The organism is Kitasatospora cineracea (genome assembly GCF_003751605.1).
In the GTDB taxonomy this organism is placed as follows: domain Bacteria; phylum Actinomycetota; class Actinomycetes; order Streptomycetales; family Streptomycetaceae; genus Kitasatospora; species Kitasatospora cineracea.
In genome coordinates this window covers 936,062-951,032 of the sequence record NZ_RJVJ01000001.1, presented here as the reverse complement: position 1 = coordinate 951,032, position 14,971 = coordinate 936,062, and the positions used below count along the sequence as shown (strand labels likewise).

At 73.5% G+C, this 14,971-nt stretch carries 13 protein-coding genes; 9 read left to right on the top strand and 4 right to left on the bottom strand.

The genetic code is table 11. From position 1 onward, the window contains the following. Nucleotides 1–150: 150 nt before the first annotated feature. The 5 genes from EDD39_RS04130 (at nt 151) to EDD39_RS04110 (ending at nt 5,882) form a co-directional block, all read left to right on the top strand. Nucleotides 151–852, top strand: a complete 702-nt coding sequence (locus tag EDD39_RS04130) for an ABC transporter ATP-binding protein (protein ID WP_030458118.1) — start codon at nt 151–153, stop codon at nt 850–852. Continuing rightward, nucleotides 849–3,551 carry an FtsX-like permease family protein gene (locus EDD39_RS04125; protein WP_123553424.1) on the top strand — a complete coding sequence of 901 codons (2,703 nt, stop codon included), beginning with the start codon at nt 849–851 and terminating at the stop codon, nt 3,549–3,551. Before EDD39_RS04130 ends, EDD39_RS04125 begins: the two co-directional genes overlap by 4 nt. 90 nt (nt 3,552–3,641) lie before the next feature. After that, nucleotides 3,642–3,986, top strand: a complete 345-nt coding sequence (locus EDD39_RS04120; protein WP_123553423.1) for a PadR family transcriptional regulator — start codon at nt 3,642–3,644, stop codon at nt 3,984–3,986. Nucleotides 3,987–4,059: 73 nt separating this feature from the next. Continuing rightward, nucleotides 4,060–5,046 (top strand): hypothetical protein, encoded by a 987-nt coding sequence (locus EDD39_RS04115; RefSeq protein ID WP_123553422.1) that lies wholly within the window; start codon nt 4,060–4,062, stop codon nt 5,044–5,046. 161 nt (nt 5,047–5,207) lie between these two features. After that, nucleotides 5,208–5,882: a copper homeostasis protein CutC gene (locus EDD39_RS04110; RefSeq protein WP_425269637.1), complete on the top strand. Its 675-nt coding sequence runs from the start codon at nt 5,208–5,210 to the stop codon at nt 5,880–5,882. A gap of 147 nt (nt 5,883–6,029) precedes the next feature. Here EDD39_RS04110 and EDD39_RS04105 read toward each other — a convergent pair whose 3' ends face one another. After that, nucleotides 6,030–8,099, bottom strand: coding sequence for a HelD family protein (locus EDD39_RS04105; protein ID WP_123553420.1), 2,070 nt, complete (start codon nt 8,097–8,099; stop codon nt 6,030–6,032). A 306-nt stretch (nt 8,100–8,405) separates the two neighbouring features. Here EDD39_RS04105 and EDD39_RS39270 point away from each other — a divergent pair, with 306 nt between their 5' ends. Beyond that, entirely contained in the window at nt 8,406–8,570 is a 165-nt protein-coding gene (locus EDD39_RS39270) for a hypothetical protein (RefSeq protein ID WP_157852106.1), read from the top strand. Between the two features lie 8 nt (nt 8,571–8,578). Here EDD39_RS39270 and EDD39_RS04100 read toward each other — a convergent pair whose 3' ends face one another. Then, entirely contained in the window at nt 8,579–10,207 is a 1,629-nt protein-coding gene (locus EDD39_RS04100; RefSeq protein ID WP_123553419.1) for a DNA repair helicase XPB, read from the bottom strand. 27 nt (nt 10,208–10,234) lie between these two features. Between EDD39_RS04100 and EDD39_RS04095 the strand changes: the two genes are divergently transcribed. Beyond that, nucleotides 10,235–11,878, top strand: coding sequence for a recombinase family protein (locus tag EDD39_RS04095; protein ID WP_148089382.1), 1,644 nt, complete (start codon nt 10,235–10,237; stop codon nt 11,876–11,878). 395 nt (nt 11,879–12,273) lie between these two features. Beyond that, the gene (locus EDD39_RS04090; protein ID WP_123553417.1) at nt 12,274–12,846 is read left to right on the top strand and encodes a recombinase family protein; all 573 of its coding nucleotides are present in this window, start codon (nt 12,274–12,276) and stop codon (nt 12,844–12,846) included. Between the two features lie 350 nt (nt 12,847–13,196). Here EDD39_RS04090 and EDD39_RS38890 read toward each other — a convergent pair whose 3' ends face one another. After that, nucleotides 13,197–13,385 carry a hypothetical protein gene (locus tag EDD39_RS38890; protein ID WP_148089381.1) on the bottom strand — a complete coding sequence of 63 codons (189 nt, stop codon included), beginning with the start codon at nt 13,383–13,385 and terminating at the stop codon, nt 13,197–13,199. A 489-nt stretch (nt 13,386–13,874) separates the two neighbouring features. Between EDD39_RS38890 and EDD39_RS04085 the strand changes: the two genes are divergently transcribed. Next, nucleotides 13,875–14,471 carry a phospholipase D-like domain-containing protein gene (locus EDD39_RS04085; protein WP_244256594.1) on the top strand — a complete coding sequence of 199 codons (597 nt, stop codon included), beginning with the start codon at nt 13,875–13,877 and terminating at the stop codon, nt 14,469–14,471. Here the strand turns inward: EDD39_RS04085 and EDD39_RS04080 are convergent. Next, nucleotides 14,468–14,968: a YcxB family protein gene (locus tag EDD39_RS04080; protein WP_123553416.1), complete on the bottom strand. Its 501-nt coding sequence runs from the start codon at nt 14,966–14,968 to the stop codon at nt 14,468–14,470. The two genes, EDD39_RS04085 and EDD39_RS04080, sit on opposite strands and share 4 nt — an antisense overlap. Nucleotides 14,969–14,971: the final 3 nt, after the last annotated feature.

Here is a 14,971-nt window from a genome sequence, read left to right as displayed (position 1 = left end):
TTGTGCTCCTAGGGCTCTCCCGGTTGCGGTGGGCGGGTGTGATCCAGCCTATATGTAGTTCACCGACTTATGACGCAGACTTGAGTCATCGCCGTCCGGCGGCTATACATACTCGGTATGCAAGACGTTCCGCTGTTCCGAGGGGGAGCCATGACCGGATCGAACGCGCAGGCCGTACTGCGCCTGGAGGGAGTCGGCCGGGTGCACGGCCGGGGCGCGGCCGAGGTGCACGCGCTGCACCCGATCGACCTGGAGGTGCGGGCCGGGGAGTTCCTGGCCGTGATGGGCCCGTCCGGCTCCGGCAAGTCCACGCTGCTCGCGCTGGCCGGCGGCCTGGACCGCCCCTCCAGCGGGCGGGTGCTGGTGGAGGGCGCACCGCTGGAGGGGTTGAGCCGGGCGAAGCTGGCCGACGTGCGCCGCCGCTCGGTGGGCTACGTGTTCCAGTCGTACAACCTGATCCCGTCCCTGACGGCCGCGGAGAACATCGCGCTGCCACGGGAGTTGGAGGGCGTGTCGGCCCGCACCGCCCGCGCCGAGGCGCGCGAGGTGCTCGCCGAACTGGGCATCGGCGAACTCGCCGACCGCTTCCCGGAGGACATGTCCGGCGGCCAGCAGCAGCGGGTCGCCATCGGCCGGGCGCTCTCCGGCGACCGGCGGCTGGTGCTGGCCGACGAGCCGACCGGCGCGCTGGACTCGGCCACCGGCGACGCGGTGCTGGAGGTGCTGCGGGCCCGCTGCGACGCCGGGGCCGCCGTCATGATGGTCACCCACGACGCGACCCACGCGGCCTGGGCGGACCGGGTGGTCTTCCTGCGCGACGGCCGGATCACCGAAGAGGCGGTGCGCCGGTGAGCGCCCTGCGGGCGGTGCTGCGGATCGCGCGCCGCGACGCCTGGCGGGCCAAGGGCCGCAGCGCCCTGGTCGCCGCGATGATCGCGCTGCCGGTGCTCGGTGCGACCGGCGTGGACGTGGTGCACCGCAGCGGCCAACTCACCGCCGCCGAACGCTCCGACCGGCTGATGGGCCGGGCCGACGCCCTGGTCGGCGCGTACGACCCGGGCCGGACGATCGAGCAGGCGGTGTTCCCCGCCGACGGGGTCCGCACCCTGCAGCGCTCCGACGCCGCGCCGACCCCCGAGCAGCAGCGCGCCGCGAGCACCGAACCCGCCGACCTGCTCGGCGCGCTGCTGCCGCCCGGCAGCGTCCTGACCCCGGCCCGCACCGGACCGGTCGCCGCCGTGCAGACCAAGGACGGCCTGGCCCCCGTCGACACCTTCGAGGCCGACCTGACCGGGCGGCTCTGGCAGGGCCGGATCGACCTGGTCGGCGGCCGGGCCCCGGCCGCCCCGCACGAGGCCGCCGCCACCCGGGCCTTCCTGACCACCACCGGCCTGCGGATCGGCGACACCGTCACCGTCCGCGGCCTGGAGTCCACCCCGTTCACCCTGACCGGCACCGTCGAGCACCCCGGCGACCTGGGCGCCTCCGAACTCGTCGCCCGCCCGGGCGAGTTGTACCGGCAGCTGGACGAGGCGCAGGTCGCCGCCGGGCTCGCCCCGCAGACCCCGTCCGCCGAGCAGGCCGCCACCCGGAAGGCCGCCTGGCTGGTCACCCTGCCCGCCGGGGCCGGACTCGGCTGGGAGCAGGTGCGCCAACTCAACTCCTACGGCTACACCCTGACCAGCCGCCAGGTCGCCGCCCACCCGCCCGCCGAGGCACTGGAGCGGCAGGAGGCCGTCGGCGCCGCGGACGAACGCGAACGCACCCTGATGACCGCCGCCACCACCGCCGCCATGGCGCTGCTGGAGGTCGCCCTGCTGGCCGGACCGGCGTTCGCCGTCGGCGCCCGCCGGGCCCGCCGCCAACTCGCCCTGCTGGGCGCGGCCGGCGGCCGCCCCGGACACGTGCGGGCCGTGGTGCTCGGCGGCGGCCTGGTGCTCGGCGCGGTCGGCGCGGCGGCCGGCAGCGTGCTCGGCGCCACCCTGGTGGCCGTGCTGCGCCCCTGGCTGGAGGAGTGGGGCGGCAGCCGGTTCGGGCAGCTGACGCTGCGTCCGACCGAACTGCTGCTGATCGCCGCCGTCGGCGTCGCCACCGCCCTGCTGGCCGCCCTGCTGCCCGCCCTGCAGGCCGGCCGCCGCGAGGTGCTGGCCGGACTGACCGACCACGACCCGGTGCGCCGCACCTCCCGCTGGACGCCGCTGCTGGGCCTGGCCGCCGTGCTGGCCGGCGCCGCGCTGGCGCTGTACGGGGCGGTGGCCGGCCAGGTCGCGGGCCCGCCGGTACTGGCCGGGCTGAGCACGCGCTCGCTGTCCGTGCTGGGCGGCGCGGTCCTCGCCGAACTCGGCCTGCTGCTGTTCACCCCGCTGCTGATCGCCCTGCTCGGCCGGCTCTCCGGCCGGCTGCCGGTCGGCCCCCGGCTGGCCCTGCGCGACGCCGCCCGGCACCGCTCCCGCACCGCGCCCGCGGTGGCCGCCGTGCTCGCCGCCGTGGCCGGCGCGGTCGCGGTCGGCGTGCACGCGTCCGGCGCCGAGGTCCAGGACCGGGCCGCCTACCGGATGGAACAGCCCGCCGGCGCCGTCCGCCTGGTCCTGAACGGCAACGAGAAGGCGATGCCGCAACTGCGCGCCGCCCTGCCTCAGGACCTGCCCGACCTCGGCGAGCGCGCCGACCTCTACCAGGCCGCGTACGTGTTCTGCGACAACTGCTGGGGCCGGGTGTACGCCAAGGGCGGGACCGCCCGCTACGGGACGGGCGACGCCACCAGCCCCCTGGTGGTCGGCGACGCCGCCGTGCTGCACAACCTGCTGGCGCTGCGCGACCAGCGCGCCGACGACGCGCTGCTCGCCGGGAAGGCCGTGGTCACCGACCCCGCCTACCTGCACGACGGCCAGGCCGTGCTGACGATGCAGGGCGCCGGCGGCCAGGTGAAGGAGCAGCGGATCGACGCGGTGCTGGTCGAGCGCCCGGCCGGACAGCGCTACGCGCCGATGGTGGTCGCCCCCGACGCGATCCGCGCCCTGGGCCTGACCGTCCAGCCCGCCGGGGCGGTCTGGCTGCCCGCCGCGCCGGTCGACAAGCGGGCCGAGCAGCGCGGCGCGGCCACCGTCGCCCGGCTCGCCCCGCGCGCCGAGTTCGGGGTGGAGCGCGGCTTCAAGCCGAAGGACAGCACCGTCCGGATCGCGCTCAGCGGCTTCGCCGCCCTGGTGGTGCTCGGCGCGGCCGTGGTCTCCACCGCGCTGGCCGCCGCCGACGCCCGCCGCGAACGCGCCCTGCTCTCCGCGATCGGCGCCCGCCCCCGCACCCGGCGCACCGTCGCCGGACTGCAGGCCGGACTGATCGCCCTGCTCGGCGCGCTGCTCGGCACCGCCAGCGGCTTCGTCCCGGCGTTCGCCCTGCTGCGCTCCCGGGCCGCCGGGGTGCCGGGCGGACCCGCCGTGAGCCTGGCCGACGCCCCGTGGGGGACCATCGCGCTGCTCGCCCTGGGCCTGCCGCTGCTGGCCGGCCTGCTCGGCGCGCTGCGCCGGGACGACCCGGCCGGGTGGCGGAGCTGACCGGGCCGTGAGGAGGAGGAGAGCGGGCCGTGCGGAGAAAGGGGCGGACAGGGTGGCGCGGATAGGACGGTCAGCGATATATGTAGTCGTATGACAGAACGCGCCATGCAGGAACCCACCCTGCTGCTGCTCACCGCACTCGCGGACGCCCCCCGGCACGGGTACGCGCTGATCCAGGAGATCGACGCGATCTCCGGGGGGCGGGTGCGGATGCGCACCGGCACCCTGTACGGCGCGCTCGACCGGCTGCTCCAGCAGGGCCTGATCACCGTCGCCGCCGAGGAGATCGTCGACGGCCGGGCCCGCCGCACCTACGCGCTCACCGACGGCGGGCGCGGCCTGCTCGCCGCCGAGGCCGAACGCCTCCGCACCGTCGCCGCCGAGGCCCAGCGCCGCCTCGGCGGCGCCGCCGTGCCGCGGGGGGCCACCGCATGAGCGAGCGGAGCGAGCTCATCGACAGCAGGTGCGCGTGTGCGAAGCGCTCGCCGAGCGCCAGCGAGGTGGGCGCATGAGCACCCTCGCCCCCGGCGGCCACCGCACCGGCGTCACCCTGCGCACCGTCCTCGCGCTCTACCCCGCCCGCTACCGCCGCGACCGGGGCGCCGAACTCGCCGAGGTGTTCGCCGACACCACCGCCGGAGCCGGCCGCCTGGCCACCGCCCGCGAGGCGCTCGACCTGGCCGCCTACGGCCTGCGGCTGCGCACCGGCCTCACCTCCACCGCGCTCGGCGGCCGCCTGCTGGCCGCCGCCGCCCCGCTGCTGGCCGGCACCCTGTTCGGACTCGTCGCGCTGCCCGGCGACACCCGCTTCTGGCGGGTCGCCGACGCGGCCCGGTCCGGGTTCGGCGTCCGCTGGCAGCAACTGCCCGACAACCTCGCCCTGCTGGGCCTGACCGTCGTCCCCGCGCTGCTGGCCCTCGCCGCGGCCCTCGGCGCCTGGCGGGCGGTCCGGGCCCTGGCCGGGCTGGTCGTGCTGCTCGCCGCCGTCCGGCTCGGGGTCGGCGTGCTGACCGCCAACGTCGTCCCCGGCGGCCCCTGGCTCACCGAGCCCAACGTCTGGCTGCTGCTCCTGGACGCCACCGCCCTGCTGCCCTACCTCGCCGCGGGCGGCCTGCTCCTCGCCGCCCCCACCGACCTGCTGGAGCGGCCCGGCCGCCTGCTGGTCGCCGTCGGCGCGGGCACCGGCCTGCTGGTGACGAAGGCCCAGGGCGGCTACGACAGCTGGCACCTGATGGACGGCTGGATGCCGCTGCTGCTCCTGCTCGCCCCGCTGCTGCTGATCCTGTGCGCCGCCCGCGGCCGGCTGCTGCCCGCGGCGATCGGCCTGGCCGTCCTGCCGCTGACCGCCTGGTTCAGCCTGTTCAGCCTGTGGGAGCAGGTCGGCGGGGTCTGGCGGCTGGTACCGCTGGCGGTGGCCGGCGCGGCCGGGCTGCTGTTGACCGGGCAGGCGCTGTCGGTCCGTCAGGGCGCGCGCGGCCGGGCGGAGGTCTCCTAGCGGGACGAGCAGGCCGAGCAGGCCGAGCAGGACGGGCTGGACGAACGGGACGCGAACGGCGCGCGGACGGGACGCGATCGGAGGAGGAAGCGGGGCCGAACGGCGGCGGGGGCTCGCCCGCCGCCTGCCGATGTGGCAGGCTATTCGATATGTCTAGACCAATGTTCGAAGTCATCGCGCTGACCCCCCAGGACGCCCGGGCCGCCGAGTCGGGCGGCGCCGACCGCCTCGAACTGGTCACCGACATGGCCGCCGACGGGCTCACCCCGGCGACCAGGGACTTCGCCGCGATCCGCGCCGCCGTCGACCTCCCGCTGCGGGTCATGCTCCGCATCCGCGACGGCTTCACCCCCGGCGACCTCGACGACCTGCTCGCCCGCGCCGCGGCGCTGCGGGCCGAAGGCGCCGAGGAGTTCGTCTTCGGCTTCCTCACCCCCGACGGCGAGGTCGACCTCGCCGCGACCCGGGCCGTCGCCGAAGCCGTCGCCGGCTGCCGCTGGACCTTCCACCGGGCCATCGACCACAGCGCCGACCGCTCCGAGGTCCGCGCCGCCGTCGCCGACCTGCCCGGCCTCGACACCTTCCTCACCTCCGGCGCGGCGGCCGGCGTCGACGCCGGCCGCGAGGTCCTGCTCGGCGAACTCGCCAAGACCGGCGAGCCCGGCTACCGCCCGCAGATCCTGGTCGGCGGCGGCCTGCGCGCCGACCACGTCCCCGACCTCCTCGCCGCGGGCTTCGACGCCTTCCACATCGGCGGCGCGGCCCGCGAGGGCGGCTGGGCGGGCGCGGTCGACCCGGCGAAGGTCGCCGAGTGGCGGACTCTGATCGGAAGCTGAGCCACCAGGGGCGCGGGGAACCGCGCGCGGCGGGAGGGGCGTGCCGGCGAGATCGCGAAATGGTGCAGGACACTGTCCTGCGTCGCGATCCGGCTGTGCGTGCTCGCTCGGCCGCGCGGTCCCCCGCGCCCCCGGTTTTGCGCTCCCTCAGCCGAGTTCTGCCGGCAGCGGCTCCGCGTGGAGGACCGTCAGGCCGGAGACCGCGCGGGTCAGGGAGACGTAGAGGCGGCGCAGGCCGGTGCGGTGGTCGGGTTCGCCGGTGACGATCGCGGCGGGTTCGTCGAGGACCACGTAGTCGTACTCGAGGCCCTTGGCGAGGGAGGCCGGGACGAGGGTGAGACGGGCGTCGGCGGTGGTCTCGGTGCCGGGGTCGAGGTAGGGGAGCCCGGCGGCGGTGAGGGCGGCGGCGAGGGCCGGGATCCGGGCGTCGGCGGCGATCAGGCCGACCGAGCCCTCGTGGCCGAGCGCTTCGCGGCAGGCGTCCAGCGCGGCGGCGTCCAGGCCGTCCGGGACGTGCCGGAGGGCGAGTGAGCCGGGCAGGTCGCGGATCGAGGTGGCGGGGGCCAGGCCGGGGGCGATGGCGGGGAGCAGCCGGGAGGCGTAGGCGATGACCTCGCCGGGGACGCGGAAGCCCTGGGTGAGCTCCTCGACGTGGGCGCCGTCCTTGCCGAGGTGGTGCAGGGCCTCCTGCCAACTGCCGGTGGCCCACGGGGTGGTGCCCTGGGCGAGGTCGCCGAGGACGGTCGCGGAGCCGGTGGTGCAGCGGCGGCCGACGGCCCGGTACTGCATCGGGGAGAGGTCCTGGGCCTCGTCGACGACCACGTGGCCGAGCGAGGGGGTGCGGTGCACCAGGTCGGCGGCCTCGTCGATCAGGACGGCGTCGGCGGCCGACCAGGGGGCGGTGCGGGCGCTGCGCGGGGGCTTGGCCCAGAGCAGGGCGGCCTGTTCGTCGGCGTCGAGCAGGCCGTCGGCGGCGGTGGCGAGGAACTCCGGGTCGCCGAGCAGTCGGTGCACCAGCTTGACCGGGTCGACGGCGGGCCAGCACGCCTTGACGGTGGCCTTGACCGCGGCGTTGCGGGCGACGGCGTCCTGCACCCGGTCGTCGGGGGCCTCGCCGCCCTGCTCCATCTTGACCAGGACGGCGTGCGCGATCCGCTGCGGCAGGGCCTCCAGGGCGGCCCCGTAGCGGATCTCGCGGCCCATCAACTCGCGGACGATCTCCTCTAGTTCGTACGCGGGGACGCGCCAGCGGCGGGAGCCGCGGACGACCACGCAGGGCTCGGTGGGCAGGGTGATCCCGGCCCGGACGGCGTTGCGCAGGACGCGGGCCATCCGGGCGTCGCCCTTGATCCGGGCGGTGTCGGCGGTGTCGGTGCCGCGGACCTCGACGTGGCCGACGAGCTCCTGCACGGTGGCCTGGGCGACGTCCAGCTCGCCGAGGGCGGGCAGCACCTGCTCGATGTACTGCAGGAAGGACCGGTTCGGGCCGACCACCAGGGTGCCGGTGCGGGCCAGGCGCTCGCGGTGCGCGTACAGCAGGTAGGCGACGCGGTGCAGGCCGACGGCGGTCTTGCCGGTGCCGGGGGCGCCCTGGACGCAGACGGTGCCGGTGACGTCGGCGCGGACGATCTCGTCCTGCTCGGGCTGGATGGTGGCGACGATGTCGCGCATCGGGCCGACGCGGGGCTTCTCGATCTCGGCGGCGAGCAGCGCGGAGCGGCTGTCGGACTCGTCCGGGTCGGAGAGGTTCTCGTCCTCGTAGGCGGTCAGCTCGCCGCCGGTGTAGCCGAAGCGGCGGCGCTTGGCGACGTCCATCGGCTCGGTGCGGCTGGCCCGGTAGAACGGCTGGGAGACCGGGGCGCGCCAGTCGATCACCATCGGGTCGCCGCCCGCGTCGTGCACGTGGCGGCGGCCGATGTAGAAGCGCTCGCCGCCGCTGCCCTCGGACTCGGCCTCGCTGATCGCGTGCAGGTAGTCGAGGCGGCCGAAGAACAGCGGGGTGTGCGCGAGGTCGGCGAGCGCCTTGATCCGCTCGTCGACCTGCTTCTGCAGCACCTGGGCGGAGACCCAGGTGCCGGCCACGTCGCGCAGGTCGAGTGCCTCGACGTCCTCGCGCATCGCGGTCAGCGCGGCCCGGGAGGCGGCGAGGTGGGAGCGTTCGCGGCCGAGCGGATCGGTGGCGGCGTCGGCGGTTTCGGTGGGGGTGGGGGAGTGCACGGCGGACCTTCCCGGCCGCGGCGGTGGAAGGGCGGCGGCCGACTCGTCGGAGAGCTCACGGTGAAGGACACCGGCCGGTTGCCGAACGGCCGGCACTCCCACGGCTGCCGACGACGCTGGCACCACGGTTCGGGAGGGGCAGACGGACGATCCTAGACCCGGCGCCGTCCGGGTGCGAATCCTTTTTCCGGGGGATCCCCGGTACCGGGGTGGGGGAGCCGTACACCCGCAGGACGAGACGCGCCGCCGTGGGCTCGGGTCTTTCGGCTGATGTGCCCGCCCCGGTTGTGAACCTACCGTGGAGACATGACGACCGAACGAGTGAACCCGCAGTTCGACGGCGTGCACGGCGCCCACCGCGCCGAGCAGCGCCGCCGCCACCCGGTGGCCAACGCCGTCCGCAACGTCGGCATCGTGCTCGACACCGCCGCGCGCGTGCTCTTCCTCGGGCGCGACGGCGTCAAGCTCTAGCCGGACACCTACAGGTCGTCGGCGTCGACGATCCGGTACGCGTAGCCCTGCTCGGCCAGGAAGCGCTGGCGGTGCGCCGCGAAGTCCTGGTCGACGGTGTCCCGGGCGACCACCGAGTAGAAGTGCGCCGCGTGCCCGTCCGCCTTCGGACGCAGCACCCGGCCCAGCCGCTGGGCCTCCTCCTGGCGGGAGCCGAAGGTGCCCGACACCTGGATCGCCACCGTCGCCTCCGGCAGGTCGATCGAGAAGTTCGCCACCTTCGAGACCACCAGCACGCCGATCTCCTTCGACCGGAACGCCTCGAACAGCTTCTCCCGCTGGGCGTTCGAGGTCTCGCCCTTGATCACCGGGGCGTCCAGCACCTCGCCCAGCTCGTCCAGCTGGTCGATGTACTGGCCGATCACCAGGGTCTGGTCGCCCTTGTGCTTCTCCACCAGCCGCTCCACCACCCGGCGCTTGGTCGCCGTGGTCGAGCAGAACCGGTACTTCTCCTCCGGCTCGGCCGTCGCGTACGCCAGCCGCTCGGAGTCGGTCAGCGTCACCCGGACCTCGCAGCAGTCGGCGGGCGCGATGTAGCCCTGCGCCTCGATCTCCTTCCACGGGGCGTCGAACCGCTTCGGGCCGATCAGCGAGAACACGTCGCCCTCCCGGCCGTCCTCGCGCACCAGCGTCGCGGTCAGGCCGAGCCGGCGGCGGGCCTGCAGGTCCGCGGTGAACTTGAACACCGGCGCGGGCAGCAGGTGCACCTCGTCGTACACCACCAGGCCCCAGTTGCGGGCGTCGAACAGCTCCAGGTGCGCGTACACGCCCTTCCGCTTGGTCGTCATCACCTGGTACGTGGCGATGGTGACCGGGCGGATCTCCTTGCGGGTGCCGCTGTACTCGCCGATCTCGTCCTCGGTCAGCGAGGTGCGCTTGACCAGCTCGTGCTTCCACTGCCGGGCCGAAACGGTGTTGGTCACCAGGATCAGCGTGGTCGACTTGGCCTCCGCCATCGCCGCCGCGCCCACCAGCGTCTTGCCCGCGCCGCAGGGCAGCACGACCACGCCCGAGCCGCCGTGCCAGAAGCCGTCCACCGCGTGCCGCTGGTACGGGCGCAGCTGCCAGCCGTCCTCCCGCAGGTCGATCGGGTGCGCCTCGCCGTCCACGTACCCGGCGTGGTCCTCGGCGGGCCAGCCGAGCTTCAGCAGCACCTGCTTGACCTGCCCGCGCTCCGAGGGGTGCACCAGCACGGTGTCCGGGTCGACCCGGGCCCCCACCAGCGGGACGATCTTCTTCGAGCGCAGCACCTCCTCCAGCACCGGCCGGTCGGTGGTGGTCAGCACCAGCCCGTGCACCGGGTGCTTCTGCAGCTGGAGGCGCCCGTAGCGCGCCATGGTGTCCGCGACGTCCACCAGCAGGGCGTGCGGCACCGGGTAGCGCGAGTACTCCACCAGCGCGTCCACCACCTGCTCCGCGTCGTGCCCCGCCGCCCGCGCGTTCCACAGCCCCAGCGGCGTCACCCGGTACGTGTGCACGTGCTCCGGCGCCCGCTCCAACTCGGCGAACGGCGCGATCACCCGCCGGCACTCCGCCGCCCGCGGGTGGTCGATCTCCAACAGCAGCGTCTTGTCGCTCTGCACGATCAAGCAGGACACGCATACCTCCACCGATAGGATCGCCGAGTGACCGACGCCACAACTGCCGCTGTCCGGGCCATGCCCCGTGCCCGTCGCCCGAAGGGCGTTCCGGCTGGCACCACCGGATTGCGCGCAGCCATCTATGTTCGCCTATCGCGCGAGACAGAGGAAACGACGTCTCCCGAGCGCCAGCGCGCTGCCTGTGAAGCGCTCTGCCAGGCCCGGGGCTGGACCGTCGTCGCCGTCGAAGAGGACATCGACGTCTCGGGCTTCTCACGCGGGCTCGAACGGCCCGGACTCCAGCGGGTTCTGTCGAGGCTAACCGAACTGGACGTCGTCGTATTCTTCAAGATCGACCGGCTGGCCCGCTCCACGGTGGACTTCGCCGAGATCATGCGGATCACCGAGACCGCCGACGTCGCGCTGGCCTCGGCGACCGAACCACTGGACCTGACCACCTCCATGGGCCGCGCCATGGCGAAGGTGATCGCGGTCTTCGCCGAACTGGAGTCCGACACCATCGGCATGCGCGTCTCCAGCGCCCACGAACACCTGCGGCGCGAGGGCCGTTACACCGGCGGACGCGTCCCCTACGGCTACCGGGTGGCCCCGAACCCGGACGGCGCGGGCAAGGTGCTTGAGGTCAACCCGGAGGAGGCCGAGACGGTTCGCGGCATCGTGGAGCGCGTCCTCGCCAAGGACTCCCTGATGACTGTCGCTGCCGACCTGAGCAAGGCCGGCGTCCCCTCGCCCGGCCACACGTCGCGGCAGACCACCGGCAAGCGCAGCGACTCGAAGAAGTGGTACACGACCACGCTGCGGAGCCTGCTCACCAACCCGCAACTGCTCGGCCAGGTCATCGAGGACGGCAAGCCCATCCTGCGCACGGACGGCCTGCCGCTGGTCAACCGGATGCCGATCCTGGACATCGACATCTGGCAGGCCCTCCAGGACGAACTGGAACGCCGCAGCCACCCCGGCGACCGTCGGCGCGAAGGCACGTCGCTGCTCCGGGGCATCGTCCACTGCGCGCTGTGCGGCTTCCGGATGTATACCTACATGGCGGGCGGACGGCTCCGCTACCGCTGCATCGGCCGGCTGAAGAAGCGGCAGGGCGGCGAGCGGATCGACTGCTACGGCGTGAGCATCGCCGGGGAGTCGATGGAGAACCACGTGGAGGCCCGTTTCCTGGAGTCTTTCGGCAGGCTGCCCGTGGTGCGCGTGGTCGAGCAGGCCGGGGAGGACTTCCGCCCGCAGATCAGGCAGGCCCAGGAAGCCCTGTCCGACCTGGAGAAGGACCGCTACGACCGGGGCCTGTTCAAGGGCGACGACGGCGCCGACCGCTACGCCGCGCAGTACGCCAAGCTCGAAGACCGCGTCGCCTCGCTGAAGGAGAAGCAGCGCACCGCCAAGCCCGGCGGCGTGGTCGAGGTCCCCACCGGCCGGACCTTCGGCCAGCACTGGAAGGCGGCCGACACGGCGGGCAAGCGGGACCTGCTGCTGCACGCGGGCGCGTTCGTGGAGGTCTCGCCCGCGACGAAGAGCGGCCCCGCTTTCGACGCCTCACGGCTGGCGGTCCGGTTCGGCACGGACGGGCGGGTCAAGCGGGCCGACGCGGAGGGCAAGGACGTGGAGGCCGTGATCCGGCAGGCGGAGGCGGAGGAGACAGCGGGCGGCACAGGCTCGTAGCCGGGGCGGTGGTCACCCGAGTCCCGTCCGGCCACTCGGGTTCGGGCAGGGCTTCTTCGCGCCCGCAGGCGGCGACCGGATTCCGAACCCTTGTCCCACCCCGGCGGGGGCCTGAAGCGGTGCTGAGGGTGTAGCAGGCGCCCACTGGCGTCCGGGGTGGTGACTTCCCTCCTGGGCGAGGTGGCGCGGCAGAGAGGGAAAAATCCGGGATGGCCCATCGGGCTATTCCGGCGGGCTGGTGTCGGGAGGTCACCTGGCCGGGGCGTCTCGGAAACGATGAGTTTGTGAGACGGTCGGCGAACGGGTCCCAGAGGGGTCTCAAGGTGTCCAAATCGCGTCTCAGAACCTGCCGAACTCCCTTACGGTTATGAGATGAGTTGTGAGACGGTTCGATCATGACGAAGAACACGGGGCACCTGATCGGCTACGCCCGAGTCTCCACCGATGACCAGGAGGCCCGGCTCCAGCACGACGCGCTCACGAAGGCGGGCTGCACTCGGATCTTCACGGACAAGGCATCGGGGAAGAACACGGACCGTCCGGAGCTTGCCGCCGTCCTGGACCACCTGCGCCTCGGCGACACCCTGTGCGTGTGGAAGCTGGATCGCTTCGCCCGCTCGCTGATCGACCTGGTGGTGATGGTGGACGCCCTGTCGGCCAGGGGCATCGGGTTCAAGGTGCTGACGGGCGCGCTAGCGAGTATCGACCCGAACACTCCCGACGGCCGCCTGATGTTCCAGGTGGTCGGCGCGATGGCGGAGTTCGAACGGAGCCTGATCAAGGACCGCACCCGGGCCGGACTGGATGCCGCCAGGGCGCAGGGCCGCACGGGTGGTCGGCCGAACGTGCTGAACGCTGACAAGCTCGCCGCCGCCCGTGCCCGGCGGGCGAAAGGGGAGAGCGTCACGGCCATCGCCAAGGCACTCGGCGTGAGCCGCGCGACCCTGTACCGCCATCTCGGGGAGTAGCGGCGCGGTGCCGACCGGGGGCGTCCACCTGTTGCGGGTGGGCGGCTCTCTTCGTGTCCGGGTGGGGCGCTGTGGAAGTTCGTCACGCTGCCGTTTCCGGGGTGGACGATCAGGGCTGTCCGGTTGGTAGACGGCCCACAACTGTCCGCTGCCGTCGGCGAACTCCCGGTGCCCGTAGCGATCGGAGCGGCCCAGGATGGAGAGTGCTTCGAGCTGGTTCGCCTCGCTGCGGTCGGAGCGCAACGGGCACCCGACGCGTACTCCGTCGGCGACTTCCGACACCTGGACTTCCGCGCCCATCAGCATCGCCAGCCGCGATGCCACCTCCCAAGCTCGGCGGTACGCCTCCGTCACAGCTCCCCTGCCGCCGGCTCCGGCGGGGCGAGTTCGCCCAGTGCGGTGATGTCCTCCCGCCCGTCCCGCAGGCGTCGGACGAACACTCCGCAGGCGTGCACCGCCATCACCCGCACGGGTTGGCCCGAACGCCGATCATGGGCCGCCCCGCCCTCCTCGGGTTCCCAAGGCTCAGGGGTGCTCATCCGCCCACCTCACGGCATCTCCGAAGAACGGGAACACCATCGGTTCGCCATCGGGGCGGGTCATCGCGCTGTCGGCGTCGGCGCAGTCGGCCAGGCCCCAGAGGTTCGCGACCAGCGCGCCGGGTTCTGCCGGTACGGGCACCACTCTGTAGCGCTGTCGAGGTGCTGCCGGCATGGGCTCCTCCGTCCGTCCGCTTGATCCGCTTCGGCGCCCACGATGGCGTGCGCTCTCGGGCGGAACCGGCACGTACGCAGGACAGTTGGGCTGCCGTGGCAGTAGGTTCGGAAAAGGCCCAAACGTCCCTGGGGGAGGCCTTGAACGCTGCCTTACGATCGGCTGTATCCGCTGCCGGCCCCTCGCCGCGTCAGTTGGCTGGCCGGGTGGGGGTTTCGGGCAAGACCGTGGAGCGGTGGCTGTCCGACGGCCGGCTGATCCCACATGCCCGCAATCGCGAGGACACCGCCGAGGCGCTGGGAGTTGACTCAACGATGCTGTGGCCGAAGGCAGTTCGGGACGTGCTCAAGTCCGGCCCGGACCGGGAGATCATCCGCAGCTACCCGTACCGGTCCTCCTGCCCCTCCACCGTGTGGGGCGACCTGATCAAGAGCGCCAGGACGGACCTCTACTTCGCCGGCTACACCAACTACTTCCTGTGGCTGGAACATTCGAACCTGGTCGAGGGCCTGCGGCGGAAGGTCGAGTCCGGGTGCCGCGTCCGGTTCCTGCTGGGCGACCCCGACGGTGAGGTGACCCGGCAGCGGGAAGCGATCGAGGACGTGGCCCTGACGGTCTCCACGCGCATCAGGATCACCCTGGAGCACCTGGCCCGCCTCGGGCCCCTGGAGGGCCTGGAAGCGCGCTTCTCGGCCCCGCAGGACGCCATGAACCACGTCAGCCTGTCGGTGTTCCGGTTCGACCGTGACGCCCTGGTCGCGCCGCACCCGGCCCGGCTGGTGGGCCACGACTCCCCGCTGATGCACCTGCACGGACAGGAGAAGGACGGCACGTGGTCCCGCTTCACCGACCACGCCGAAGAACTCTGGGGGCGGGGTCGCTCCTGCCTTCGGGATGAGGGGGCTGTCTAGGCGGCCTCTCGTACGAGGCTGAGGGAGGAGACGAAGTCGGCCAGCTCCGCTCGCTGTTCGGCGGTCAGGTGCCGCTTGAGAATCATCGTCACGGTCCGCTTGTCCTGGCGCAGGAAGAGGTGGTCGGGGGTGTCCTCGATCTTCGGGAAGAGGCTCCAGGCGAGCTCCGCCGTGTTCGTGTCGCGGTGGATGCGGATGGCCTCGGGCGTGAGCGTGACCTCGGTGGTTCCGGCGAAGGCCGGCATCGCCTTCCGGTAGCTCCGGTTCGTCCCCAGGGTGAGCCGGTAGGCCCAGAGCACGGCCATGGTCAGGGGCCACAGGCCGAACAGGTAGAACCAGGGCTCGCTGCCGAAGGCGGCGCCCGCTTCCATGAGCCCGGCGCAGACGACCAGGATGCCGGCGCACACCCACACCAGCCGGCGGCGTCTGCGGTGGGCGAGGACCATGCCCCGGCGCAGGTCGTCGTAGCTGATCTGGTAGGACGTGGTGATGTGCACGGC